Below are 25,051 nucleotides of genomic sequence, written 5' to 3' on the forward strand. Positions count from 1 at the left end.
CACTCGGCATCAGTCAGATCATGACGATTCAGGCAATCTTCCACCGGACTGATCTACACCAAACCGCCACTAAAGATCCACGGGACACGCCCTAGGAGTGTCCATGCAGGTCACCCACGGTGACGCAGCTCCGTGGGTGAGCGGGGTTTCGGTCCGGGCGCGGTGGGATGAGTCGGGCGTCGGACTGGAGATAATCGGCGAGAGGCGTGTTTGCCCAGGTCGGCTTGCTCGGTAAGGACTCGTATGTCCACCTGGCCGAGAGCTCCGGGTTACTCAGCGCTACTTGGGGGTCCATCTCACCGACCCGAGCGGCGAGCCATTTTGTCAAGATTGCCCGTTATGGGTATGCGGGCGACCCGGCCAACACTGAGGCGCCGATGTTGTCGGCGTTCATGCTGGGCTACCCGCTGCTGATCCGAGCGGGTGCAGGTGGTGGTTCCCGATGGGCGGCTAGCCGCGCTGTTCATCACTCTACCGAGCTGTTCAGCTGGGTAGAGTGATCGTCTCTGCTGTGGAATTGACCGGAAATGGATGGGCATGGCCGAAGACCTGCGTTTTTCGTTGCTCGGCCCGGTGCGGGCCTGGCGCGGCGGGCAGGAGCTGGAGCTCGGCTCGCCGCAACAGCGCCTGGTGCTGGCCGTACTTCTGCTAGCAGGGGGCAGGGCCGTGAGCGGCGAGCAGATCATGGACGCGGTGTGGGGTCAGACGCGGCCGCGTACCGCGCTCCAGATCTTGCGCACCTACGTCTCGCGGCTGCGCGCGGTGCTCGGCACGGACGCGCTGAGGTCCATCGGCGACGGCTACGCGCTGCGGGGCGGGGCGAGCGACCTCGCCGAGCTTCACGAGTTGTACGGCGAAGGCCGCTACGCCGAGGCGCTGGCCCTGTGGCAGGGCGAGCCGCTGGCAGGGCTCTCCGGACTGTTCGCCGAGTCCCAGCGCGCCCGCCTGAGCGAGCAACGGCTCACCGCGCTCCAACACCGCCTCGACGCCGACCTCGACGAAGGCAGGCACGCCGAGGCCGTCAGCGAGCTGAACGCCCTGTGCGCGGAACATCCAACCAGGGAGCGCCTGCGCGGCCTGCTCATGCTGGCGCTGTATCGAGCTGGACGGCAGGCCGAGGCGATCGGCGTCTACACCGACACCCGCAGGCTGCTGGCCGACGAACTCGGCGTGGACCCCTCGCCGGAGTTGGCCGAGCTGTACCAGCGCATCATCAGCGCCGACCCCGAGCTCGGCCGCGTCCCTGCCCGCCCCGGCGCCGCCCACGCGCCGGTCACGCACACGCCACGGCAGCTACCTGCCGACTCGGCCGACTTCACCGGCCGCGAGCGCGAGATCGAGGAGATGGTGACCGCGCTGCGCTCCGGCGAGACCTCCGCCCTGGTCGTCACGGCGGTCGCCGGGGCAGGCGGCGTCGGCAAGACCACGCTGGCCGTGCACGTCGCCCACCAGCTCGCCGGCTACTACCCCGACGGGCAGCTCTTCGTGGACCTGCGCGGATGGGGAGCCGAGCCGCTGGAACCCGCAACGGTGCTCGGCTCGTTCCTGCGCGCGCTCGGCCTGGATGAGGCGCCGGAAGACCTCGCCGAGCGGGCCGCGCTCTACCGCTCGGTGCTCGCCGACCGGCGGGTGCTGGTCGTGCTCGACAACGCATCAGCGGCCGGACAGGTCCGGCCGCTGATGCCGGGCTCGTCACTCTGCGGCGTGATCGTCACCAGCCGGGCCAGGCTGACCGACCTCAGCGGCGCCCGCCAGATGGACCTGGAGGTGCTCGGCCCCGTCGAGGCGCTGCGTCTGCTGGGCAGGATCGTCGGGGAAGCGCGTGTGGCGGCCGAGCGGCCCGCCGCCATGGACCTGGTCGCCGCCTGCGGCTTCCTGCCGCTGGCCATCAGGATCGCCGCCGCCAGACTCGCCGCCAGGCCGAACTGGAGCGTGGCCAGCATGCGCGACCGGCTCTCCGACGAGCGGCGCAGGCTGGCTGAGCTGCGTGCGGGCGACCTGGCAATCGAGGCCACGTTCACACTGGGATACGAGCAGCTCGACGACACCCACGCGCGGGCCTTTCGGCTGCTGGCCGTACCGGATGGAGGGGATCTGCCGCTCGCGGCCGCCGCGGCGCTCCTCGACCTGCCCGAGCACGACGCGGAGGACGTCTGCGAGGGGCTGGTCGACGTCAGCATGCTCCAGTCACCCTCGCCCGGCCGCTACCGCTTCCACGACCTGCTGAAGATCTACGCCCGTTCCCGCTGTGACGATCCAGAGGTACGGCGGGCCGCCCTCGACCGGCTGCTCGACTTCTACCTGGCCTCGACGGGCGCGGCGATGGGACTGATCACTCCCGGCGACAACCGACCGGCACTGGCGGCCGCCCGCTCGGCGGGAATGCCCTTCGCTGACGCCACCGCCGCCATCGACTGGATCAACGAGGAAGAACAGGGCCTGCTCGGCTGCGTCGAGCAGGCCGCCCGCACCCCCGGGTGCGACCTGCACCAGGCCGTAGTCCTGTTCGACATGGGCATCGACATCCTCGGCTTCGACTCCGACTCCGCCCGTATCGAACGGATCGGCGATCTGCTCGTTGGCGCGACAGAGGAACGCGGCGACCAGGTTATGCTCGCTCGGGCCCGGGTCACGCGCGGCCTCACCCGGGTGGACCGGAACCGCCATGACGCCGCCACGGCCGACGGCATGGCCGGCCGCGACCTCAGCCTCAAGCACGGCGACCTGGCAACCTACGCGAAAGCGCTCAATCTGTTGGCGCTTTGCGCGAATGAACGACGCGAGAGGTCCACCGCGGTGACCTGCTATCTGCAGGCCGTCGAGACATCGCGATCGATCGGCGACCTGGCCTACCTCGCCACCGGGCTCGGCAATCTGGCCCGTGCTCTGTCCGCCGTGGGCCGTCACGACGAGGCGCTCGAAGCCGCCGGCGAGGCCGAGCGGATCATGCTCGACCTCAGGGACGGGCAGTACGACGCCGACGCCACCTACCAGTACGGCATCGTGCTGTGCGAGGCAGGGCGGCCGGAGGAGGCGGTGCTCAAGCTGGAGACGGCGGTCACCGAGTACGGGCGGATGAAGATGCGCGGCTGGCAGGGAAGTGCGCTTTTCAGGACCGGGGAGGCGTACCTGGCGGCGGGGATGGCCGAGCGGGCGCTGGAATGCGCGGAAGAGGCGCTGACGATGCTCGTGGAGTCGGGCGATGAGTGGGGGCAGGGCATGGCGCTGACCGTCCTGGGTCAGGCGCTGTGGGAACTGGGGCAGCCGGGCCGCTCCCAAGCCTGCCTGACAGAGGCTCTGTCCATCTTCGAGCGGCTCTCGCTATCCGAGGCGGCCGACGTCCGCGCCCTCCTGACGAAGCTGAACACCTAGGCCTGTCTCAAAGGCGGCCTGCGCTACCTGTTCGGCACCTTGACCACCGACGGCTACGACGACGTGGACCGGCAGGTATCGGCCCGCATCCAGGCACACTGGGTCGCATTCGCCCGCGACGGCACACCGACCGCGGACGAGTCCTGGCCGCGCTACGACGACCTCGCTCGTACCGCACGCCCCGATCGCCGCTCTCATCCATCTACGGCGCACGAGAGGGCGCATTTGACGACTGCGTCGCTGTCCACTTCGGGGTGATCGCCAATTCGGGCTTGAGGACGTGGACTACCACGCCCTCGGCGAGTTACGCCGTGCTCGTGTTGTGGAGCGTCCACTTCTAGGTGATGGGGGCGCCGCCCTCGCTGATCTTGGAAGGGTCGTAGGAGAACTCGATCTCGCCCGCCAGGCTGGGCCGAGGCGTGTGCGCCGACGCTGCTGCCGCTGCGGCAAGCATCCTCACCGAGGCCGGCCTCCTGATCCGGACCGAGGGCGTCGCCGAGGGATTCCGCCCCGCCGAAGGGGGGGCTGATCCGGCTGGCCGCGCAGTAGTCCGGTCAGTGCGGTCCGGATGGCGACCCTGCTCACTGCCGCAGCCGCGACTGGGTTGCGGTGGAAACGCGCGAGTAGACAATCCGCACCGAAGGCTCCTCGGGGAAGGACGGCGCACCCTTCTACCTGTCGGGAAATCCTGTCGTCACTTCCGGTCCGAATTCACCCGCCTGGCACGGCACTGCATCCCCCAATGTCCGGTTTCCCTGACGGTCGAATGCGGGGCTTGTGGGGTGTCGGGAAATCACCTATTCCCGACACCTCTTCCGGTGACGTGCCGCGATTTTCTGCCACGCTCTTGTTGTGCCGTGTGCTGCTGCCGCGCGCGGTGCCAATGGACAGCCGTTGGCGGCACCCGCTAGTAACGTAGCGATGCTTCGGCAGAGTCGCCCCCGCGCTGCGAGTCAGCCCTCGGCCGGGATGAGCAGAGCGAGAGCTGCGATTGACGCGCCATACTCGGCGAATGCTGACCGCACCTCCTCGAGCTGGGCACCGGCCAGCGCGGGCGGCCGACCGCGGTAGCGTCCTTCGGCTTCGGCTGCGGCGATCCCTTCGGCGGTCAGCTCGTTCTGCAGGTCGCGCTGGAACTGCCCGACGGCGGTGATGACGTTGATGAGCAGCGCGGTCGTCGCGTCGTTGGCGGCGAGGTCGTGGAAGTTGGACAGGACGCGCAGGGCGAAGCCGCGGGCCTGGCACCAGTCGCGGACGGCGTGGATGTCGACCAGGTCCCGGCACAGCCGGAACAGCTCCGACACGGTCAGGACGTCGCCCGGGTGTGCGGCGGCGGCGACCCTGGCGAACGCGGGGCGCTCCAGTGCGGGGATCTTGGAGGTGGTGGCCGGGTCCTCGAACAGCAGCACCCCCGAAGGCGGCCGCGCTGCGCGGCGACGGCGTCGAGCTGGCCGCGGCCGCCGAGACGTTCCTCGCCTCGGCTCGGCTCACGAACCCGAATACTCCACCCCGCCAACACCGCTCTCGGGCGCGAGCGGCGGCTGGCCAGCGTCGATGTTGGACACGCGCTGTGGGGCGGGAGCGCGGCCGCCAAGACTCCCAGAGCATGATCAACCTCGCTGAGATCCATCGGTACATCACGGCTCATAGCCGGGTCTACGCGCTATAAGCTGCGGAATCCCTCCGGCGAGGGACATCTGAACGGAAAGTCACGGTAACGCGCTCAACTCTGCTCTGCTAACGGGACTTTTCGTTCCGATGCTCGTCATGCCCCGCGTCCTGCCGACAGGACCGCTTCACGCGCCGCAGGCTGTCATCCGTGGACGACGTCCCGATCTTCTTCACCGCCGACGCCCGACAGCGCGCCCCGCACGATGGCAGCGGCGACGCTTCGGACGGCGTCCTTGCTGATCTGCTCGGGCGGCGTGGTCACCAGGGTGAACAGCGCACCACCGTAGAGGGCGATCAGGGCGGGGACCGTCTCGGCGGGGATGGGGAGACCGAGCTGGGCGTGCTGCTCGGCGGTGAGTCGCGTCGAGGTGTCCTGCAAGCCCGCGAGCGCCGAGGCCAGCGCCGGCCGTCGTACCGCCTCCAGCTGGAGTTCGAAGATCGCGAGATAGCGGGTGCGGAGAGCGGTCGCCGCAGCGAACAGGGATTCGGTCAGCAGATCAACGACGTGTCCGGTGACATCAGCCGGGACGCCCGCGGCGGGCCCGTGGCGCTGGGCGGCGCGGTCCATGTCGGCGTTCATGTCGGCGTTCATGTCGGCGTTCATGTCGGCGTTCATGTCGGCGTTCATGTCGGCATGGTGCAGCTCGACGATGCGCTCTGCGGCGGCCACCAGCAGCGCCTCCCGGCTGCGGAAGTAGTTCGAGGCCGTTCCCTGCGGGAGCCCGGCGGCCTTCTCGACCGCGCGGTGGGTCAAGCCGTGCACCCCCGAGGCCGCCAGCAGAGCTATGGCGGCATCGGCCACGGCCTGGCGGCGGGCTGGATTGGTCGGCGGCACGCCACCATGATATGACACTATCCGTACTAGGACGACCGTAGTGGATAGGGTCTGCGACAAGGCGGGAGAGCGTCATGCGGATCGTGGTGGTAGGCGCCGGCTTGGGCGGGGTGTCGGCCGCGGTAGGGCTGCATCGGCAGGGTCACGAGGTGACGCTGTGCGAACGCGGCGCCGAGCTTCGAGAGGCGGGCACCGCCGTCGTGGTCATGCCCAACGGCGTCCGGGCGCTGGATGCGCTGGGGTTGAGTGACCACGTACGCGGCCAGGCCATGCCCGCCGTCAGCGGCGGACTACGGGACTGGCGCGGACGGCCGTTGCTGGTCACCGACGCGGCCCAGGCCCAGCGGACGGTAGGGCCGTCGGTGGCCGTGAGCCGGGCGGAGCTGCACCGGGCGCTGCGTGCCCCGCTGCCCGCCGAGCTGGTGCGTACCGCAACGCCGGTTCAGCGGCTGGAGCCCGACCACACCGAGGTGTCGGTGATCAGCGACGACCGGCCCGTGGCCAGGGCCGACGCGGTGATCGTGGCCGACGGCATCGGCAGCACACTGCGCGGCCGGCTGTTCCCCCAGCACCCTGGACTGCGGCAGGTAGGCCGCCTGGACCTTCGCGGCATGCTGCCCCGACCCGCGGGCCTCGACGTCACCGAGCTGCTGGCCGGCATCATGGTCGACCGACGCACCGGGGCGATGTTCGGCCTGTTCCCGGTCGGCGAGAGCGATCTTTACTGGTTCACCGACTCCGCGCTGCACGGAACCCCGCCCGGGGCCGATGAGGCGCGACGGCAGGTGCTGTCCCTGATGGCCGACTGGCACCCGGCGGTCCCGGCGCTGCTCGAGGCCACCCCGCCCGCCGACATCTACGTGGATGCGATCGCCTGCCTGGCCGAACCGCTGCCGTCCTTCGCGGTGGGCAGGGTCGCGCTGCTCGGCGATGCCGCGCACGCCATGACCCCCGATCTCGGCCAGGGCGCCAGCCAGGCGTTCGAGGACGCGGCCGCGGTGACCCGGCACCTGGCCGACGCCGGGCCGGCGGATGTCGCGGAGCGGCTGCGCCGCTACGACGCTGAGCGCCGGCCCCGTACCAGCCGCCTGATGCTGGCATCGTCCCAACAGTCGTGGCTGATGTCGCGGACCGGCGGGGTCGCGTGGCTCCGCGACGCCGTGCTGCGCGCGGTGCCGCGCCGGCTCGCCACTCGGCAGCTCGCCTCCCTGTGGCGGGCATAGCTGACACTTGCGGGACCGACGGGATCCACCGACATAGGCGGGCCAATGCCGGAATCCGTCAGTCAACGGCCTCCGGCTGGCGGAGGTTGGGCACCGTCCCCGAGGTTGGTCCGGTTCCCAGCGACCGAAAGGTGACCAACGATGATCCTGGTAACGGGTGCCACCGGCAACGTCGGCGGCCAGGTGGTGGCGCAGCTGCTGGAAGGCGGCTTCCCCGTGCGCGCGATGACCCGCGACCCCGGCGCCGCGCGGCTGCCGTCCGGCGCCGAGGTGGTGCGCGGCGACCTCGCCGCCCCGCACGAGCTCGACGGCTGCCTGGACGGCGTGGAGGCGGTCTTCCTCATGTGGCCGTTCCACACGTCCGACCCGATGGCGGGCATCCTGGACGTGCTGAAACGGCACGCCCGCCGGGTGGTCCTCCTGTCGTCGGGAGCCGTCAAGGACGGGCTCGCCCCCGAGCGGCACGCCGACCACGTGGGCCGCACGCACGCCGACGCCGAACGGCTCGTCAGGGAGTCGGGGCTGCTCTGGACGATGCTGCGGCCCAGCACGTTCGCCGCGAACGCGCTGTGGTGGGCCGACCAGATCCGCGCCGGCGACACGGTGAGCGGCGCGTTCGGGGCGACGCCGATGGCGATGCTGCACGAGGCCGACATCGCCGCCGTCGCGGTACGCGCGCTGACGGAGGACGGCCACGACCAGGCGTGCTACCTGCTGACCGGCCCGCAGGTGCTCACCCAGGCGGAGCAGGTGCGCGTGCTCGGCGAGGCGCTCGGACGCCCGCTGCGCTGGCGGGAACTGTCGCGCGAGGAGGAGAGGCAGCGGCTGCTCGCCGACCCGTCCTTCCCCGACTCCTTCGTGGACGTGCTGCTCGACGGCTACGCCGGCATGCTGGACGGCCCCGCTCCCGCCGTCACGAGGACCGTCGAGTGGGTCACCGGAGCCCCCGCGCGCTCCTTCCACCGATGGGCGCTGGACCACGCCGGCGACTTCGCCCGGACCTGACCGGCTCTCCCCTCCCGACGGGTGCTAGGTTGGCCGACCGTGTCGGACTATCTACGCCACCTGTTCTCGCTCGACGGCCGCCGGGCCCTGGTGACCGGCGGCAGCTCCGGCATCGGCTACGCCATGGCCGAGGCGCTCGGACGCGCGGGCGCCGAGGTGGTGATCGTGGCACGCCGCGAGGTCGAGCTCGACAAGGCGGTGCGGCGGCTGGAGGAGCACGGCGTGCGCGCCTCGCGCATCAGCGCCGACCTGGGCGAGCGCGAGGCCGTCAGGCAGGTCTGCGCCGCCGCCGGCGAGATCGACATCCTGGTCAACGACGCGGCCAACAACATCCGCAAGCCGATGGGCGAGCTCACCGAGGACGACTACGAGCAGACCGTCGCCCTCAACCTGACCGCCCCCTACCTGCTCGGCCAGCACTTCGGACCCCGGATGGCCGAGCGCGGGTGGGGGCGGATCATCAACGTCGGCTCGCAGCAGACCGTCAGTGCCTTCGGCGACAGCGGCGTGTACGGCGTGTCGAAGGCCGGCGTGGCCGGGCTGACCCGGTCGCAGGCCGAGGCGTGGTCGCGGCACGGGGTGTGCGTCAACACGATCATCCCCGGGTTCGTGCTGACCCCGCTCACCGAGCCCGCCCAGGCCGTGCCCGGGCGGGTCGAGACTCTCGCCGCCCGGCACATGGTCGGCCGCAACGGCCTGCCGGGCGACTTCGCCGGGGCGGCGGTGTTCCTGGCCGGTGACGCCTCCGCGTTTGTCACCGGTCAGATGCTCTTCGTGGACGGCGGGTTCTTCGTCCACTGACGGGCGGTGAGCACCCGGGCCCGCCGCCTTTACTTTGTAGATTACTTGCGGCGCAGCCGGCGTTCCCCCACGCCGTCGTGCCACATGTCGACGACCAGCTCGTCGCCCTCGACCCTCGTCCACACGACTTCGGACAGCTCGATCCGGAACAGGTGGGAGGTCTCGCTCGGCATCTCGAACGACGCCCGCACCGCCTGGTCGGTGATCTCGACCGCGCGCCCCGCCAGCTTCACGTCTCCGGCCCAGGACGACGGTTCGGCCTCGTCGGGGTCGGGCGAGGTGGTGTGGATCGCCATCCGCGGATCGCGCCGCAGGTCGAGCGCCTTGCGCGCGTTGGGCATCGACCCCATCCACAGCTCGCCGTCTCTGAACTGCGACTCCGTGCCGCTCACCCGCGGCGAGCCGTCTTTGCGCAGGGTGGCCAGCACCTTGTGCTTGTGCCTGACCATCAGCTCTCGCGCGACCTTCGCCAGGCCGGGCGCCTGCCTCTCGAATTCCGTCCATGAAGCCATGCCGGTCATCATGGACGGCGCCACCGACAAAAACCCGCGGGCTTCCGGCGAGCTGTCAAGACCCACTGTTCGACGGAAGTCCGCGCCGGACCGCGCGGCTCCGGGCCGACCTCGGAACAGCCCCTAAGCTCGGCGGCGGGCGCGGTAGGCGCTGGCCTTGGCGCGGTTCTGGCACGACAGGCCGCAGAACCGGCGCGAGGCGTTCCGCGTGACGTCGAAGAACACCAGGTCGCAGGCGTCGGCCTCGCACGAGCGCAGCCGGACCCCCTGGCCGACGCCGATCACCATGGCCAGCGCGGTGGCGGCGTCGGCGGCCCAGCCGTCGACGACGTCGGCGTCGGCGTGGTGGAAGGCGAGCATCGGCGGGTCGCCGTAGAGGCTCGGCACGGCCGAGTGCCGCACCAGCGCCGCGTTCAGGCCCGCGATCGAGCGCGGGGCCTGGCCGCCGAACACGGGCCGCACCTCGGCCGCCACCTCCGCGAGCCGGTCGGCGTCCGCGCAGGTCAGGGGATGGCCGGCACGGGGAAGGGGGCGGTCGGCGGCGGCGGCCTCGAGCGCGGCCCTGCGCGCCTCGCCCGCCGCCGGAGGGGTGACCTCGCGGCCGCGCGCCCTGGTGACGGCCAGCTCGTTCACCAGGATGACGGCCAGCTCCACCCAACGGCCGACATAACTATCTATTTGGGATTGACCAGTGATGCGCCATCCATCTATCGTCACTGCCGTAGCTTATCTAGCCAGTGAGGGATTTGACATGTCGCAGCTTTCCAGGCTCGCCAGGCGCATGTGGCACCAGCTGGAGCCGATCCACGCGGTGCTGTACTTCTCGCCGGAGGGGTTCGACGAGGCGGCCCGGCTCGGATACGACGTGCAGTCGCGGTGGCCCAGCTACTTCGCCTACCGCACCGCCCCGCTGGGCCCGGCCGGCGCCCATCTGGCCACCGCCGCCTACTACAGCTTCAGCCCCGGCATGATCGCTGAGCACGTCCCCGCGATCTGGGACACCGCCTCACCCGAGCAGGTGCTCCAGGCCCGGTCACGGGCCGTGGACCGCACCTACCGGACCCTGCTCGGCGACCGGGTGGCGACGTCCGAGATGAAGGAGGCCGCCGAGCTGGCCAGGCGGGTGGCCGAGAGCGTGAGCGTGGCCGGGCGGCCGTTCGCCGGCGCCAACCTCGACCTGCCCTGGTCCGACGAGCCGCACGTGGCGCTCTGGCAGGCCACCACCGTGCTGCGCGAGCACCGCGGCGACGGGCACCTGGCCGCGCTGCAGGCCGCGGGGCTCGACGGGTGCGAGGCGCTGGTGTCGTTCGCCGCGATCGGCGCCGCCCCGATGGCCAACTTCGCCGGACGCGGCTGGAGCGAGCAGGAGTGGCGCGAGGCCCAGGAGCGGCTGGCCGCCCGCGGCCTGGTGGACGCCGACGGCCAGGCCACCGGCCAGGGCCGGGCCCTGCGCGACCAGGTGGAGCGGATGACCGACGAGCTGGCCGCCGGGCCGTGGCGGGAGCTGGGCGAGGCCCGCGCCGACCGGCTGGCGCAGCTGTGCTCCCCCGCCCTGGGCGCGGTCTTCGGGGCGGGCCTGCTGCCCATGGCGAGCACGCTCGGCATCGCCACCGTCAAGGCCCCAGGTTAGGGACCCCGGCTGGTGACCTGTCAGCGCCTGCCGTACTTCTTGTGCACGGCCTGCTTGCTCACCCCGACCGCGTCGGCGATCTGCGCCCACGGCAGGCCCGCCACCCTGGCCCGCCGCACCAGGACCGCCTCCAGGCGCTCGATCTCGTGCCGCAGCGCGGTGGTGGCCTGCAGGGCCAGCAGCGGGTCGTCGTCCTGCGCCTGCCGCATCAGCGTCGCCAGGTCGTTCGTCATGCTCTAAAGGTAGTCCAGCAGCAGGGCCTGGATCTCCTCCGGACGCTCCAGGTTGGGCAGGTGCCCGGCCCAGTCCAGCTCGACCAGCTCGGCGTGCGGCAGGTGCTCGGCGAGGTGGCGGGCGCTCTGCCGGGCCCAGAGCAGGTCGTGCGCGCCGACGACGACCAGCGCGGGCGCCTGGATGGATGTCAGGTCGATGTCCGGCGAGAACTGCGAGGGCTCGGGGTCGGCGGCGAGCTGGACGGTGAAGGCGTGCCGCTGCATCTCCACGACCCGCTCGTGGGCGTCCGGGGTGGCGTGGGGGCCGAGCCAGGTGCGGGCGTTCAGCTCGGACGCGGCCTGGAGGTCGCCCAGCTCGATCAGCCGCTCCTCCTCCGTGGTGAACGCCTCCAGGTCGGGCGTCGGCGGCAGGTCGGAGTCGGGGTTGAGCAGCACCAGCCGCTCGGCGAACCCCGACTGCGCGAGCTGGAGGGCCACCCGGCAGCCGTAGGAGGAGGCGACGAACGTGGCCTTGGCCACGCCCAGCTCGGCCAGCACGGCGGCGACGTCGCCGCAGTCGCTGTACGGTTCGTCCGCTTGGAAGGGGGTGCGGCCGAATCCGCGGTAGTCGACGCGGATCACCCGGAAGCGCTCGGCCAGGGCCTGCCACTGCGGGTCCCACAGGCGGGAGTCGACCACGCCGGAGTGCAGCAGCACCAGCGGCTCGCCCGCGCCGGCCTCTTCGTGCCAGATGGTCATCGCGACTCCACCGCCAGCCGGAGGCCGAGGCCGATGAGGACGACGCCGGAGACCTGCTCCAGGCGGCGCCTGACGACGGGACGGCCGAGCAGGGCCTTGGCGCGGGCGACCGTCCAGATGAGCAGGCCGTACCAGAGGGTGTCGACCAGCACCCAGATGACGGCGAGCGTCACCAGCGTGAGCGGGACGTTCTGCCCCTGCGGGACGAACTGCGGCAGGAACGACATGGCGAAGACGGCGGCCTTCGGGTTGGCCAGGCAGGTGCCGAGCCCTGACAGGTAGGAGCGGTGCCGGCCCGCGACGGCGGCGCCGTCGGAGGGGGGCGCGTCGGCGCCCTTGCGGGCCTGCCAGAGCGCCTGCGCGCCCATCACGACGAGCACCACCGCGCCTACGACGCGCATCGCGTCGTAGGCGAGCTGGGAGGCCACCAGCAGCGCCGACAGGCCGAACGCGGCCGACAGCGCCCACAGCAGGATGCCGGTCTCGTTGCCGAGCGCGGCGGCGACGCCGGAGCCGCGACCGGCCCGCAGGGTCTGGCGAAGGATGATCGCGGTGCTCACGCCGGGGGTCATGGCCACCAGGAGGCACGCGCCGATGAACGCTAAAAGGTACATGGCGGTCATCGTCGCAGAACGAACCCCGCTTTATCCGTACATTTTTCCGAGCTCGGCGACCGCCTCCGCCATCAGGGAGCGCAGCTCAGGCGGGCCGAGCACCTCCACGGCCGCGCCCATGCGCAGCAGCAGCCAGCGGGCGTGCGTGATCGACTCGATCGGGACGGTCAGGGTCAGCCAGCCCTCGGCGTCGGGCTCGCCCGCGGCGGCCAGCGCGGCGGCGACCACGTCGGCGCCCATCGTGTACGCGAACAGGTCGTCCATGCCGGGGGCGAGCCTGACGACGGCCTCGGCCTTGTACATCCGCTCGCGGAACTCCTTGGAGTACTCGCGCCAGAACGCGGCCAGGTCGAACCCGGCGGGGCCGTCGAAGTGGCCGGGCAGCGTGCACAGGGTGAGGATGCGGGAGACGCGGTAGGTGCGGGGGCTGCCGCCGGCGGGGGCGGCGACCATGTACCACGAGCCGCCCTTGAGCACCAGCCCGTACGGGTTGAGCACGCGCTCGACCTCCTGCCGACCCCAGCGGCGATAGGTCATCCTGATCGGCCGACGCTCCCACACCGCCTCGGCGACCTCTCCCAGGTGGGGCGCGTCGTCGGCGCCGCGGTACCAGCTCGGGACGTCCAGCAGGAACCGCTCGCGCATGCGGGCGGCGTGCGAGCGCGGCTCGGGCGGGAGCGCGGCCAGCAGCTTCAGCTCGGCGTTGGCCGCCACGTCGGCCAGCCCCAGCTCGGCGGCCGGCCCCGGCAGGCCCGCCAGGAACAGCGAGGACGCCTCCTCGGCGGTCAGCCCGTTGAGCCTGGTGCGGTAGCCGTCGAGCAGCTGGTAGCCGCCCGCCGGGCCGCGGTCGGCGTACACCGGCACCCCGGCGGCCGACAGCGCCTCGACGTCGCGGTAGACGGTGCGCACCGACACCTCCAGCTCCTCGGCCAGGTCGGTGGCGGTCATCCGGCCGCGAGTCTGCAGGAGCAGCAGGAGGGAGAGCAGGCGGCTGGCGCGCATGGCGACCATTCTAGGTGCGGCCGCCCGAAGTGCCCCGGCGCCGGCCAGCCAGGACGCCCGCGCGGTGACCGGGGAACGGGCCCGCGGCCGGACTCGCCGATCTGGCGGCCGCCGGGGCTCGTCAGGCGAGCTGCCCGGCAGGTGACCGAGGGCTCGTCAGGCGAACTGCTGCCAGGCGAGCTTGGCCACCATGGCGGCCACCACGCACAGCAGCACGACCCTGACGAACGCGGCCCCGCGCCTGAGCGCCATGCGCGCGCCGAGCTGAGCGCCCGCGATGTTGCACACGGCCATGGCCAGGCCGAGCCCCCACTGCACGTGCCCCTGCCAGGCGAACACGAACAGCGCGCCGATGTTCGTCCCGGTGTTGATGATCTTCGCGGAGGCGGAGGCCGAGACGAAGTCCAGGCCGAGGATGGTGGTGAACGCGACGATCAGGAAGGTGCCGGTGCCGGGGCCCATGATGCCGTCGTAGAAGGCGATCAGCACGCCCGCCGTCGCGATGGCCACGGCGACCCTGACGTTGGTGCGCAGGTGCGGCTGGGGCACCGCGCCGAGCGCCGGCCGCAGCGTGACGAACGCGGCCACCGCCAGCAGCACCACCATGACGGCGGGGCGCAGCACGTCGGCGGTGATCGCTGCGGCGGCCGAGGCGCCCAGGCCGGAGCTGAGGACGGCCAGCCCGGCGCCGGGCAGTGCCACCTGGCGGTCGAGTTTGGTGGTGCGGGCGTAGGTCACGGCCGCCGAGGCGGTGCCGAACACCGACGACAGCTTGTTGGTGGCCATGGCCTGCACGGGCGGCATCCCGGTCATCAGGACGGCGGGGAGTTGCAGCAGCCCGCCGCCGCCCACGACGGCGTCGACCCAGCCCGCTCCCACGGCGGCGGCCAGCAGTACGAGCACCTGTTCCAGCGGCACGCCGATCCCCCGATTTCACCCATCTGAGCGTCAAGAGCGTACATGGCCGCCTATCTCACCTTTCGCACCACCCCCCACTTCCGTTTACCACGGCTAAGTCCGCGCCAAAAAGATTTACCTTGCGTAAACCCCGGCTGTGTCGGCGGTTTCGCCGTCCGGCCTTTTCCGGCGGCGCTTTTCGTTTGGCAACATTCAGGGGCGCACGGCACCCTTTCCGACATGCATCACCGGAAAGCTCGTCTTACCCTCTGCGCGGGGGCGTTCGCCCTGGTCGCGGGGGTGGCGGCGCCTGCGTATGCCCAGTCCCCGGCCCCGCAGAACGCGACCGCCCAGCACATCACCGCGCACATTGCCGCCGCCGACAACGCGCCCGCCGTCTTCGGTCGCGCCGCCTATCTCGTGGACGCCGCCACGGGCAAGGAGCTGTTCAGCAAGGCCGCCGACAAGCGTCTGCCGATCGCCAGCATCACCAAGGTCATGACCGCGTACGTGGTGCTCGAGAACGCCAAGCCGACCGACATCGTCCGGATCACCTCCGCGGACGTGCGGCACGCCGAGGACGGCGGCGCCACCACCGCCGACCTGCGCCCCGGAGACCGGGTGTCGGTCAAGGAACTCCTGTACGGCCTGATGCTCCCCTCGGGCGCGGACGCCGCGCACGCCCTGGCCCGCACCTACGGCCCCGGCGTCGACGCGTTCACCAAGAAGATGAACGACACCGCCCGCGCGCTCGGCATGCGCGACACCGAGTACGTCAACGCCGACGGCCTGCCCGGCTCCGGCGGCGACGGCTACTCCACGGCCAGGGACCAGGCGAAGCTCGCCGCCAAGGCGCTGGACAAGCCCCTGCTCAAGCAGGTCGCCGGCACCCGGCAGCACGACGTGGCCGGCACGTCCGAGCACGGCTCCTACTCCTGGACGAACACCAACAAGCTGCTCGCCAACCCCGGCGCGATCGGCCTGAAGACCGGCTTCACCCGCGCGGCGGGCTTCACCCTGTCGTTCGCCGGGGAGCAGGGCGGCCACCGCCTGGTCGGCGTGATCCTCGGCGAGGAGGTCTCCAGCCGGCGCTTCTCGACCGCGCAGGCGCTGCTGGACTGGGCGAGCTCCCGCTAGTCCAGCGCGGCGGTGACGTCCGGGACGCTCGTGCCCAGCCGGGGCGGGCGGTGGTAGCCGGAGGCGGGCGGGCGCGCCGGGATCTTCGGCCGGGGCCGCCGGACCTGCTGGTAGGGGATCGTCGACAGCAGGTGCGAGATCATGTTGATCCTGGCCCGCCGCTTGTCCTCGCTCTCCACGTCGTACCAGGGGGCCTCGGGGATGTGGGTGTGGACCATCATCTCGTCCTTGGCCCTGGAGTACTCCTCCCAGCGGGTGATCGACTCCAGGTCCATGGCCGACAGCTTCCAGCGCCGCATCGGGTCGTCCAGCCTGGCGTGGAAGCGCCGCTCCTGCTCGGCGTCGCTGACGGAGAACCAGTACTTGCGCAGCAGGATGCCGTCCTCGACGAGCAGCCGCTCGAAGATCGGGCACTGGTGCAGGAAGCGGGTGTACTCCTCCTGGGTGCAGAAGCCCATCACCCGCTCCACCCCGGCCCGGTTGTACCAGGACCGGTCGAACAGCACGATCTCCCCGGCGGCGGGCAGGTGGTCGACGTAACGCTGGAAGTACCACTGCGTCCGCTCCCGCTCGGTGGGGGCGGGGAGCGCGGCGATCCTGGCGACGCGCGGGTTGAGGTACTCGGCCACCCGCTTGATCGTGCCGCCCTTCCCGGCGGCGTCGCGTCCTTCGAAGAGCACCACCAGCCTGTGCCCCTCGACGCGCACCCACTCCTGCAGCTGGACCAGCTCGCCCTGCAGGCGCAGCAGCTCTTTCTCGTACGGCTTGCGCCGCAGCCTCCCGCTCCTGGCCTCCACCGGACCTCCTCCTCTGATCTGATCAGCCTGCCCGTCGGCGGCCCGGTCTAGTCTGGCTCCTCCGATGGTCGTGAGATCGAGGCAGGGACGGCGGGCATGGCGCAACGGCGGTTACTGGAGGGCCTCGGGGTCACCGCGGCCGAGGAGACGTCCTACCGGGCGCTGCTGCGGCACGGCCCGGCGACGCTCAACCAGCTCGCCGCCGAGACCGGCGCGTCGGCCGCGGCCATCCGGCGGATGCTGCCCCGGCTGGAGGACCTCGGGCTGATCTCCCGGGTGGCGGGCAGGCCGCTGCGGCTGGTCGCGACACCGCCCACGGTCGCGATCGACGTCCTGGCAGCCCGCCGCCAGGAGGAGATCACGCACAGCAGGGCCGCCGCCGCGGTGCTCGCCACCGAGGTCGCCGACCGCAGCGGCCCGCACCCGGAGGAGGTGCTGGAGGTCGTCACCGGACGCGACGCGGTCGCCCGCCGCTACCTCCAGCTCGAGCGCAACGCCACCGACGAGATGCTGGTGCTCGTGCACCCGCCGTATGCGGTGGACATCACCGACGACCGCGAGAACCGGCAGCGCGCCGCCCGGCAGCGCGCCACCATCCGGGGCATCTACGGGCCGCTGGCGTTCGAGGAGCCGGGCATGCTGGCGCACACCCGCCGCGCCATCGCCGAAGGCGAGCAGGCCAGGCTGGGGCAGGTGCCGGTGAAGCTGGCCATCGCCGACGGGCGCACGGCGATGCTGCCGCTGGTGTCCGACGAGAACCGGGCCGTGGAGAGCGCACTCGTGGTGCACCCGTCCGCGCTGCTGGACGCGCTCGTCGGGCTGTTCGAGGTGCTGTGGCAGGCGGCGGTCCCGCTGCGGCTGTCGGCGGACCCGGCGGTGGGCGTCGAGACCGAGGTGTGGCCGCAGCCGTCCGACACCGAGGTCCTGGCGCTGCTGGCGGTGGGCATGAAGGACGACGCCATCGCGCGGCAGCTCGGCCTCAGCTCGCGCACGGTTCAGCGGCGGGTGCAGGTGCTGTGCGAGCGGGTGGGCGCGCGCACCCGCTTCCACGCCGGATTCCTGGCCGCGCAGCAGGGCCTGCTCATGCTCGACGGCTGACCCCGTGCGTGGCCGGGCTCCCCCTTCCGAGCTCCCGGTTCCCCCTCACGGGGGAGTCCGGACGGTCTCGCTGGTTGGCAGAGTCTCCGCCATGAGGATCGGATACGCGGCCATGGGGTGGACCGGGCTGTACGTGGTGTCGAAGGTGTATTTCGCTCTGGAGGGGCGGCTGGGCGTCACGGGCGGCCCGCGCGTCTCCCCCGAGAGCTACCAGGCCTACGGGCCGGGCGAGGTGGCGCTGGCCCAGTGGGCCAACGCGGGGAGTGGTCTGCTGGTCATCGGGATCGTGCTGGCCGCCCGGGTGCGGTTCCGCAGGCGCTGGGCGCGCCTGGGCGTGCTCGTGCTGCTGTGGCTGTGCACCGCCATGGCGGCGGCGGGAGCGGTCGGCATGCTGGGCGGTGCGCTGCTCACCGATCGCGGCGGCGCGGTCTTCGGCGGGTACTGCGCGGTCTGGACGGTGCTCCTGTTCCTCACGGCGCGCGACGTCCAGCGCCGCCCGGCCACGGTGACGGCCTGACCCACCGGGAGGACCGTGTGCGGCGGTGATGAGGCCCGGCCGCCGCCTGGGCGAGCGTGGGCGCGGTTAATTCGGATGCGGGCGCTCTCAGCGGTCGCATAGGGTGGGCCGCATGTCTCTGCCCCGTGTTTCCTAGCTCGGATACCTGCCTTCGCGTCAGCAGTGTGTCCTTGAGCATTCACGGAGCGTTACCTTATGATCACCGTTCGCGGTGTCGACGTGCGCGTCGGCGCGCGTCTGCTGCTTTCCGGCGTGTCCTTCCACATCTCCCCCGGCGATCGGATCGGCCTGGTCGGCCGTAACGGCGCGGGCAAGACGACCCTGCTGGAGACCCTGGCCGGCAACGTCCGGCCCGCCGCCGGGTCCATCACCGGCACCGGCTCCCTGGGGTACCTGCCGCAGGATCCGCGGGCCGCCGACCCCGCCACCACCGTCACCGGCCGCATCCTGTCCGCCCGCGGCCTCGACCGGGCCGTGCGGGCGCTGCGCGAGGCGGAGGCGGCGATGGCGCTCGCCGCCGGGCCGTCCGCGCAGGAGGCCGCGATGGCCGCCTACGTCCGGGCGGAGGCGGCGTTCCAGGCGGGCGGCGGGTACGCCGTCGAGGCGGAGGCCGCGCGGGTGGCCTCCGGGGTGGGGCTGCCGTCCCGCGTCATGGACCAGCCGGTCGGCGCGCTGTCCGGCGGGCAGCGCCGGCGGGTGGAACTGGCCCGCATCCTGTTCGCCGGCCACGACACGCTGCTCCTGGACGAGCCCACCAACCACCTGGACGCCGACTCGATCGGCTGGCTGCGCGGTTTCCTGGCCGGTTACCAGGGCGGCCTGGTGGTGATCAGCCACGACACCGGCCTGCTGGCCGACACCGTCAACCGGGTCTTCCACCTCGACCCCCAGCGGGCCGCGATCGACGTCCACAACACCGGCTGGCGCGCCTACCTGGAGCAGCGGGAGACCGACGCGCGCCGCCGCACCCGCGAGCGCGCCAACGCCGAGCGCAAGGCGGCGGCGCTGCGCGCGCAGGCCGACAAGATGCGCTCGCACGTGGCGACGGCGGTCAGGGCCAGGGACATGACGCGCAGGGCCGATCGGATGCTGGCGGGGCTGGAGCCGTCCCGCCGCGCGGAGAAGGTCGCCCGCATCCGGCTGCCGGAGCCCGCTCCGTGCGGACGGATGCCGCTCGGCGCGATCAGCCTGGCCAAGGCGTACGGGACGCACCAGGTCCTGTCAGGGGTGGACCTGGCCGTGGACCGGGGCAGCCGCCTGGTGGTCCTGGGGCTGAACGGCGCGGGCAAGACGACGCTGCTGCGGATCCTCGCAGGCCAGGAACGTCCCGACTCGGGCCGGGTGGTGCCCGGCCACGGGTTGCGGCTGGGGTACTTCGCGCAGGAGCACGACACGCTCGACCCGGCGCTGACCGTCCGGCAGAACCTGGCCGCCGCCGCGCCGCACCTGACCGACGGCGAGGCGCGAAGCGTGCTCGGCGCGTTCCTGTTCAGCGGGGACGACGCCGACAAGCCCGCGCGGGTGCTGTCGGGCGGGGAGAAGACGCGGCTGGCGCTGGCGGGGCTCGTCCACTCGGGGGCGAACGTGCTCCTGCTGGACGAGCCCACCAACAACCTCGATCCCGCCTCGCGCGACGAGGTCCTCGACGCGCTCGGCGCCTATCCGGGGGCGGTCGTGATGGTCACGCACGACGAGGGCGCCATCGAGGCGTTGCGCCCGGACCGCGTCCTCGTCCTGCCGGACGGCACCGAGGACCTGTGGAGTCCCGCCTACCTGGACCTGGTGTCGCTCGCCTGACCCCGCCCGCCGCAGCGCGGCCGGCCGGTGGGGTCAGCTCGGCGCGGGGAGGACGGCCAGTTCGCAGGCGTAGGAGTCCGGGGGTGCGGCGAGGACCCAGACGATCATCGACGCGAGCGTCTCCGGCTGGATGCACGCGGACGGGTCGTAGGGTCTGCCGAACGCCTCCCTGATGTCGCGGAGGTGCTCCGTGGCCGTCGCCGCCGGGTAGACGGTGGTGACACGGACCCCGTTGCCGGCCTCCTCCTCGCGCAGCGAGTCGGCGAGTTCCCGCAGCGCGGCCTTGCTGCCGACGAACGCCGACCAGCGGGGCACCCCCGTCATCCCCGGTGAGGCGTTGACGAGGATCACGTGTCCGCGCGAGCGGCGCAACGCCGGCAGGGCCAGCCGGGTCACCTCGGCCGCCGACACCACGTTCACGCCCAGCGTCTCCTGCCAGGTCTCCGTCCTGGTGTCGCCGACGGCGGCGACGTGCGCGACCCCGGCGCAGTGGACCAGGCCGTCCAGCGCGTCGATGCCGTCCAGGGCCGCCGCGAGCGTGTCCGGCCGGGCGAGATCCGCCTCCACCGTCCGGGTCGCGGTCGCGGCGAGCGCGCGTAACCGGCCGGCGTCCTTGCCTACCGCGATCACGCTGTGGCCGGCGGACGCCAGCGCCGCGACCACCGCCGTCCCGATCCCTCCGGTCGCCCCCGTCACCAGCACGTCACCCATGACCGTCACCTCCACCGTCACCTTCGGAAGGCCGTCCGCCGGGGGCGGCGTGGTCCCGCTGGTGGGCAGCGCCGTCACCAGGGCGACCTCCGTCCTGTGCCACCGAGCCGGACACCCCGCGCCACGCTACCCGATCCTTGATCGTCTACGGGGTCCGGCTCGTTCTGGGCGGCTGTGGTTCGTCCGGGTGCCGGTCGGCTGGGCGGGTGAGCAGTTCGGTCACGGTGACGGCTCGCAGGCCGCGGCGGTGCAGGCCGTCCAGGATGCGGGGGATCGCGGCCACCGTCTGCGCATGGCCGAGATGCATGCTGACGATGCTGCCGGGCCGCACCGCGCGCAGGACGTTGCCCGTGATCGCCCGCTCCCCCGGGTCCAGGTAGTCGCGCGAGTCGACGTCGTAGGAGAGGCAGGTGGGGTAGCCGGCGTGCCGTGCCAGCCTCCGGATCAGTGGGGTGGCGTGCCAGGCGGCGGACTGGCGGAACCACGAGCCGGTCGAGCCGGTCAGGTCGTGCAGCCGGGCGGCGCACTCCTCGATCTCCCCGCGGGCCCGGTCCGCCGGGAGGGTGGATATGTCCAGGTGGTGCATGGTGTGGTTGCCCAGGTCGTGGCCGGCGCCGGTGATCCGGTCGGCGATCGCCCGGTCCAGCCAGGTGCCGACGGCCAGGACGGTGGCGTGGGCGTGCTCCCGCTCCATCGCCGCCAGTGCCTGCTCGGCGAGCGCGGGCTCTCCCGAGCCGTGGAAGGTGAGCGCGACCAGCGGGCGGTCGCGGGGGCCGTGCTGCACCTCGCCGGGCAGGGGCGTGATCGGGCGCGCCCTCCCCGAGGCACCGGCCCTCCCCGAGGCCCCCGGCGTCCCCGACGGGGCCGGGCGACCCGACGGATCCGGATGGCCCGAAGCGTCCGCGCGGCCCGTGGCGTCCGGCTTTTCGGGGAGGGACGGCGTGCAGGCCGCGAGCGTCAGCCCCCCGCCGATGGCCAGGAAGCCACGGCGGCCGATCACCGGAACACCCGAGCGAGGAGCGTCCCGGCTGCGGGAGCAGGCACGGGCACCATCCAGGGCAGTCGCATGAGGCACAGCCTAGGAAGGCGTCCGGCAGCGTCCGAGCAGGCCAGGGTCAACGTCGCGTCGGCGCAGCCCCAAGGGACAGCAGGACGTTCCGCGCGAACGAGCAGCTGTCGGCGAACGCCGAGCAGGGCACGGCGGCGGGCGCGAGCGAGCAGCCTGATCACGGCTCCGCCGCTTGATCACTTGCCGCATGCCACCACGACCGACATTTCGCGAGTGTCTGGTGCATCCGGCGCGGCGGCCCTATTGTATTCAAAACTCAGTATGCAGTACATGGCATATCACAGGATGTCACCGTGAAGAAGATCACTTTCACCACCCCCCTCGCTGCCGCACTGCTTGCCACCGTGGCCGCCGTCGGAGGATGCGCCACTGGCGGCGTCCCGGCCGCGAAGGCCCCGAAGCTGGCCCAGTCCTCCGGGTCGGCAGGGACGGTGTCCGGAAAAATCCAGATCTGGTCGTGGGATGTCGCCGCCAAGGCGCTGCAACGACTGGCCCCCGCGTTCGAACAGGCCCACCCTGGGACCAAGGTCGAGGTCGTGGACATCGGCTACGACAACGCGTACGACAAGATCACGGTCGGTCTCAAGTCCGGCTCCGGCCTGCCCGACATCATCACGCTCGAAGACACCGCGATCGCCGGATACGCCGAGAACTTCCCCAATGGCCTGGTCGACCTCACCGGGGTCGCGAGCACGTACAAGGCGGACTTCGACCCGGCCAAGTGGGCGGCCGCCTCGTCCGCCAAGGGCCTGTACGCCCTGCCGTGGGACTCAGCGCCGGTCGGCCTGTTCTACCGCCGCGACTACTTCAAGCAGGCCGGCGTGGCCCCCGAAGCCATCGCCACCTGGGACGATCTGGTCAAGGCCGGCGAGAAGATCAAGCAGGCGACCGGCAAGCGGCTGTTCGTCTCCGACCTGACCAGTGCCGCCGGATTCACCACCCTGCTCCAGCAACTGGGCCAGGGCTACTTCAAGGACGGCAAGGTCGCCGTGAACAGCCCCGCGGCGATCAGGGCCCTCACCCTGCTCAAGACGCTCAAGGACCAGGACCTGCTGCAGAACGAGAAGGGCTGGGACGGCAGGGTCACCGCCACCAAGCAGGGCAAGGCCGCCACCCAGCCGACGGCCGCCTGGTGGACGGGCACGCTGACAGGCGAGATGCCCGAGCTGTCGGGCAAGTTCGGCGTGATCCCGCTGCCCGCGTTCGACCAGGGCGGCAGCCGTACCTCCGCGAACGGCGGCTCCGCGCTGGCGATCACCGCGCAGACCAAGAACCAGGACACCGCCTGGGCGTTCGTCCAGTGGCTGCTCGCGGAGAAGGAGCAGCAGGTGTCGATGATGAAGACGGAGGCGCTGTTCCCCGCCTACCTGCCCGCGCTGTCCGACCCGTACTTCGACGAGGCGCAGCCGTACTTCGGCGGTCAGAAGGTCAACCGGTTGTTCGCCGACCAGGTGCGCGCGATCCCGCCCATCGAGCTGACCGGCGACGACAAGCAGGCGGAGGAGCTGGTGAAGAAGGCCGTCTCCAGCGCGCTGCTGAACGGCAAGGACCCCAAGGCGGTCCTCGACGAGGCGGCCACCCAGATCGCCGCCGCCACCGACCGCCAGGTCGCCTCATGAGCAGCGCCGCAACGACAAGCGCCGAACGAACAGCATGTGGTACGGCGGGCTGGGCGGCAGCGCGGTGACAGCGCACTCCACCTCACTGGCCGCCATCCCCGCGCAGGCTCGGCAACGCGGAAGGTGGCGTCGCCGGACGATCCCGTGGATCTTCGCAGGACCGGCGGCGGCCCTGTTCGCCCTGTTCTTCGCCTATCCGCTGGCCGCCTCCCTCCTCCAGAGCCTCCAACTGGAGGGCGGCGGTGTGGGCTTCGACCACTACGCGCGGATGGTGCACGACCCCTCGTTCCTGCAGTCGCTGCTGAACGTGGGGCTGATCCTGGTCGTCCAGGTGCCGCTGATGATCGGTCTGGCCACCGTGCTCGCGTACGTGCTCAACCAGTCGTGGCTGCGCTTCCGCGCGACGCTGCGGACCGCGTACTTCCTGCCCGCGGTCACCACGCTGGTCGCCTACGCCGTGGTCTTCCGGGTGTTGCTGCGTACCGAGGGCGGCGCCGTCAACCAGGTGCTCGGCCTGCAGGTCGACTGGCTGAACGACCCGTTCTGGGCGCGCGTCGCGCTGATCGCCTCGATCACCTGGCGGTGGGCGGGCTACAACGCGATCATCCTGCTGGCGGGGCTGCAGGCGATCGGGCGTGAGCAGTACGAGGCAGCCGCGATCGACGGGGCGGGCCCGCTGACCGCCTTCCGCAGGGTGATCCTGCCGCAGCTCAAGCCCGTGGTGCTGTTCTGCTCGATCACCTCGACGATCGGCACGCTGCAGTTGTTCGACGAGCCGCTGGTGCTGACCGGCGGCGGCCCGGGCGACGCCACCCTGACGCCGATCCTGTACCTCTACCAGGTCGGCTTCCGTCAGTTCGACTTCGGCTACGCCGCCGCCATCGCCTGGGTGGTGGTGGCGCTCATCGGCGGCCTGTCGTGGCTGCAGTTCCGCTACTTCGGAAAGGACCGCGTGTGAAGCGCCTGCTCGTCTGGGTGCCGGCCGCCGCCGGCGCGGTGATCAGCGTCGTCCCGTTCTACTGGATGATCGTCGCGGCCACTCACGACAGCAGTGAGCTGTTCGACTCGCCCCCGCCGTTCCTGCCCGGCGGCGATCTCATGGCCAACCTGGCCAGGCTCGAAGAGAGCGTGCACTTCGCCAGGGTGCTGGCCACGAGCCTGTGGACCGCGCTGGTCTACACGGCGCTCAGCGGCCTGGTGTCGGCCATGTGCGGGTACGGCCTGGCGAAGTTCCGGTTCAAGGGCCGCGGGCTGCTGCTCGGCGTGGTGCTGGCGACCATGATGATCCCGTTCCAGGTGCTGCTGGTGCCGCTCTTCCAGATGATGGCCAGCATCGGCTGGGTCGACAGCTACCAGTCGATCATCATCCCGTTCCTGGCCAACTCGTTCGGCATCTTCCTGATGCGGCAGGCGTTCCTGGACTTCCCCGACGAACTGCTGGAGAGCGGGCGGCTGGACGGCGCCGGCGACCTGCGGATCTTCTACCGGATCGTGCTCCCATGCGTGCGCCCGCAGCTCGGGGCGCTGGTCATCTTCACCTTCATCTCGCAGTGGAACGCGTTCATCTGGCCGTTGCTCATGCTGAACTCCGAGCAGCGCTATACGGTCCCCGTCGCGCTGAACCACCTGATCGGGCTGTCACACGTGGACTACGCGGGGCTGATGCTGGGCGCGTTCCTGGCCACGGTGCCGCTGATGCTGATCTTCGTGCTGTTTCAGCGCCAGTTCGTCTCCGGCCTGCTGGGAGGTGCCCTGAAAGGATGACCGGACGGA

Annotated in this window: 25 protein-coding genes; 12 read left to right on the forward strand and 13 right to left on the reverse strand. The window is 71.6% G+C overall.

Going from position 1 to position 25,051, the window contains the following annotated elements; all coding sequences use genetic code 11:
- Positions 1 to 537 precede the first annotated feature (537 nt).
- Positions 538 to 3,372, forward strand: coding sequence for an AfsR/SARP family transcriptional regulator (locus ABT294_RS49630; protein ID WP_350813537.1), 2,835 nt, complete (start codon positions 538 to 540; stop codon positions 3,370 to 3,372).
- A 337-nt stretch (positions 3,373 to 3,709) separates the two neighbouring features.
- Here the strand turns inward: ABT294_RS49630 and ABT294_RS49635 are convergent, their stop codons facing one another.
- From ABT294_RS49635 to ABT294_RS49645, 3 genes are all read right to left on the reverse strand, one after another.
- Positions 3,710 to 3,832 carry a hypothetical protein gene (locus ABT294_RS49635; RefSeq protein WP_350813538.1) on the reverse strand — a complete coding sequence of 41 codons (123 nt, stop codon included), beginning with the start codon at positions 3,830 to 3,832 and terminating at the stop codon, positions 3,710 to 3,712.
- Between the two features lie 493 nt (positions 3,833 to 4,325).
- Complete coding sequence (locus tag ABT294_RS49640) at positions 4,326 to 4,781, reverse strand: recombinase family protein (RefSeq protein ID WP_350813539.1); 456 nt, start codon at positions 4,779 to 4,781, stop codon at positions 4,326 to 4,328.
- A 404-nt stretch (positions 4,782 to 5,185) separates the two neighbouring features.
- Positions 5,186 to 5,878: a TetR/AcrR family transcriptional regulator gene (locus ABT294_RS49645; protein WP_350813541.1), complete on the reverse strand. Its 693-nt coding sequence runs from the start codon at positions 5,876 to 5,878 to the stop codon at positions 5,186 to 5,188.
- 74 nt (positions 5,879 to 5,952) lie between these two features.
- On the opposite strand from ABT294_RS49645, the gene ABT294_RS49650 reads away from it, so the two are divergent.
- The 3 genes from ABT294_RS49650 to ABT294_RS49660 all read left to right on the forward strand — a co-directional run bounded on the left by ABT294_RS49650 (position 5,953) and on the right by ABT294_RS49660 (position 8,907).
- Positions 5,953 to 7,101, forward strand: a complete 1,149-nt coding sequence (locus ABT294_RS49650) for an FAD-dependent monooxygenase (RefSeq protein ID WP_350813542.1) — start codon at positions 5,953 to 5,955, stop codon at positions 7,099 to 7,101.
- Between the two features lie 141 nt (positions 7,102 to 7,242).
- Positions 7,243 to 8,106 (forward strand): NAD(P)H-binding protein, encoded by an 864-nt coding sequence (locus tag ABT294_RS49655; protein WP_350813543.1) that lies wholly within the window; start codon positions 7,243 to 7,245, stop codon positions 8,104 to 8,106.
- A gap of 39 nt (positions 8,107 to 8,145) precedes the next feature.
- Positions 8,146 to 8,907 carry an SDR family NAD(P)-dependent oxidoreductase gene (locus tag ABT294_RS49660; protein WP_350813544.1) on the forward strand — a complete coding sequence of 254 codons (762 nt, stop codon included), beginning with the start codon at positions 8,146 to 8,148 and terminating at the stop codon, positions 8,905 to 8,907.
- Positions 8,908 to 8,948: 41 nt separating this feature from the next.
- Here the strand turns inward: ABT294_RS49660 and ABT294_RS49665 are convergent, their stop codons facing one another.
- Both ABT294_RS49665 and ABT294_RS49670 read right to left on the reverse strand, forming a co-directional pair.
- Complete coding sequence (locus tag ABT294_RS49665; protein WP_350813545.1) at positions 8,949 to 9,419, reverse strand: pyridoxamine 5'-phosphate oxidase family protein; 471 nt, start codon at positions 9,417 to 9,419, stop codon at positions 8,949 to 8,951.
- Positions 9,420 to 9,542: 123 nt separating this feature from the next.
- Positions 9,543 to 10,073 (reverse strand): CGNR zinc finger domain-containing protein, encoded by a 531-nt coding sequence (locus ABT294_RS49670; RefSeq protein WP_350813546.1) that lies wholly within the window; start codon positions 10,071 to 10,073, stop codon positions 9,543 to 9,545.
- Positions 10,074 to 10,170: 97 nt separating this feature from the next.
- On the opposite strand from ABT294_RS49670, the gene ABT294_RS49675 reads away from it, so the two are divergent.
- Positions 10,171 to 11,049 (forward strand): SCO6745 family protein, encoded by an 879-nt coding sequence (locus tag ABT294_RS49675; RefSeq protein WP_350813547.1) that lies wholly within the window; start codon positions 10,171 to 10,173, stop codon positions 11,047 to 11,049.
- Between the two features lie 20 nt (positions 11,050 to 11,069).
- Here the strand turns inward: ABT294_RS49675 and ABT294_RS49680 are convergent, their stop codons facing one another.
- From ABT294_RS49680 to ABT294_RS49700, 5 genes are all read right to left on the reverse strand, one after another.
- Positions 11,070 to 11,282, reverse strand: coding sequence for a hypothetical protein (locus ABT294_RS49680; protein ID WP_350813548.1), 213 nt, complete (start codon positions 11,280 to 11,282; stop codon positions 11,070 to 11,072).
- A 3-nt stretch (positions 11,283 to 11,285) separates the two neighbouring features.
- Entirely contained in the window at positions 11,286 to 12,020 is a 735-nt protein-coding gene (locus tag ABT294_RS49685; RefSeq protein ID WP_350813549.1) for an alpha/beta fold hydrolase, read from the reverse strand.
- Positions 12,017 to 12,634: a LysE family translocator gene (locus tag ABT294_RS49690; protein ID WP_350813550.1), complete on the reverse strand. Its 618-nt coding sequence runs from the start codon at positions 12,632 to 12,634 to the stop codon at positions 12,017 to 12,019. Before ABT294_RS49690 ends, ABT294_RS49685 begins: the two co-directional genes overlap by 4 nt.
- A 30-nt stretch (positions 12,635 to 12,664) precedes the next feature.
- A complete protein-coding gene (locus ABT294_RS49695; protein WP_350813551.1) occupies positions 12,665 to 13,636 on the reverse strand; it encodes a helix-turn-helix transcriptional regulator in 972 nt (323 codons plus the stop codon).
- Between the two features lie 156 nt (positions 13,637 to 13,792).
- Positions 13,793 to 14,554 carry a TSUP family transporter gene (locus ABT294_RS49700; protein ID WP_350813552.1) on the reverse strand — a complete coding sequence of 254 codons (762 nt, stop codon included), beginning with the start codon at positions 14,552 to 14,554 and terminating at the stop codon, positions 13,793 to 13,795.
- Between the two features lie 219 nt (positions 14,555 to 14,773).
- On the opposite strand from ABT294_RS49700, the gene ABT294_RS49705 reads away from it, so the two are divergent.
- On the forward strand, positions 14,774 to 15,670 hold the full coding sequence (locus ABT294_RS49705; protein WP_350813553.1) for a D-alanyl-D-alanine carboxypeptidase family protein: 897 nt from the start codon (positions 14,774 to 14,776) through the stop codon (positions 15,668 to 15,670).
- On the opposite strand, the gene ppk2 is transcribed toward ABT294_RS49705, so the two are convergent.
- On the reverse strand, positions 15,667 to 16,467 hold the full coding sequence (ppk2, locus tag ABT294_RS49710; RefSeq protein WP_350813554.1) for a polyphosphate kinase 2: 801 nt from the start codon (positions 16,465 to 16,467) through the stop codon (positions 15,667 to 15,669). The two genes, ABT294_RS49705 and ppk2, sit on opposite strands and share 4 nt — an antisense overlap.
- A gap of 96 nt (positions 16,468 to 16,563) precedes the next feature.
- Here ppk2 and ABT294_RS49715 point away from each other — a divergent pair, with 96 nt between their 5' ends.
- The 3 genes from ABT294_RS49715 to ABT294_RS49725 all read left to right on the forward strand — a co-directional run bounded on the left by ABT294_RS49715 (position 16,564) and on the right by ABT294_RS49725 (position 19,879).
- A complete protein-coding gene (locus ABT294_RS49715; RefSeq protein WP_350813555.1) occupies positions 16,564 to 17,565 on the forward strand; it encodes a helix-turn-helix domain-containing protein in 1,002 nt (333 codons plus the stop codon).
- Between the two features lie 91 nt (positions 17,566 to 17,656).
- Entirely contained in the window at positions 17,657 to 18,082 is a 426-nt protein-coding gene (locus tag ABT294_RS49720; protein WP_350813556.1) for a hypothetical protein, read from the forward strand.
- Between the two features lie 195 nt (positions 18,083 to 18,277).
- Positions 18,278 to 19,879 carry an ABC-F family ATP-binding cassette domain-containing protein gene (locus ABT294_RS49725; RefSeq protein ID WP_350813557.1) on the forward strand — a complete coding sequence of 534 codons (1,602 nt, stop codon included), beginning with the start codon at positions 18,278 to 18,280 and terminating at the stop codon, positions 19,877 to 19,879.
- Between the two features lie 33 nt (positions 19,880 to 19,912).
- Here ABT294_RS49725 and ABT294_RS49730 read toward each other — a convergent pair whose 3' ends face one another.
- Both ABT294_RS49730 and ABT294_RS49735 read right to left on the reverse strand, forming a co-directional pair.
- Positions 19,913 to 20,668 carry an SDR family NAD(P)-dependent oxidoreductase gene (locus ABT294_RS49730; RefSeq protein ID WP_350813558.1) on the reverse strand — a complete coding sequence of 252 codons (756 nt, stop codon included), beginning with the start codon at positions 20,666 to 20,668 and terminating at the stop codon, positions 19,913 to 19,915.
- Between the two features lie 67 nt (positions 20,669 to 20,735).
- Positions 20,736 to 21,590: a polysaccharide deacetylase family protein gene (locus ABT294_RS49735; RefSeq protein WP_350813559.1), complete on the reverse strand. Its 855-nt coding sequence runs from the start codon at positions 21,588 to 21,590 to the stop codon at positions 20,736 to 20,738.
- A gap of 362 nt (positions 21,591 to 21,952) precedes the next feature.
- On the opposite strand from ABT294_RS49735, the gene ABT294_RS49740 reads away from it, so the two are divergent.
- Genes ABT294_RS49740 through ABT294_RS49750 form a run of 3 tightly spaced genes read left to right on the forward strand, consistent with a single transcriptional unit; the run spans position 21,953 to position 25,042 of the window.
- On the forward strand, positions 21,953 to 23,278 hold the full coding sequence (locus ABT294_RS49740) for an ABC transporter substrate-binding protein (RefSeq protein WP_350813560.1): 1,326 nt from the start codon (positions 21,953 to 21,955) through the stop codon (positions 23,276 to 23,278).
- Between the two features lie 34 nt (positions 23,279 to 23,312).
- Entirely contained in the window at positions 23,313 to 24,236 is a 924-nt protein-coding gene (locus ABT294_RS49745) for a carbohydrate ABC transporter permease (protein WP_350813561.1), read from the forward strand.
- Entirely contained in the window at positions 24,233 to 25,042 is an 810-nt protein-coding gene (locus ABT294_RS49750) for a carbohydrate ABC transporter permease (RefSeq protein WP_350813562.1), read from the forward strand. Before ABT294_RS49745 ends, ABT294_RS49750 begins: the two co-directional genes overlap by 4 nt.
- The last annotated feature ends 9 nt before the right edge of the window (positions 25,043 to 25,051 follow it).

The sequence above is a fragment of the Nonomuraea sp. NPDC000554 genome (assembly GCF_040300065.1).
Taxonomy (GTDB): Bacteria; Actinomycetota; Actinomycetes; order Streptosporangiales; family Streptosporangiaceae; genus Nonomuraea.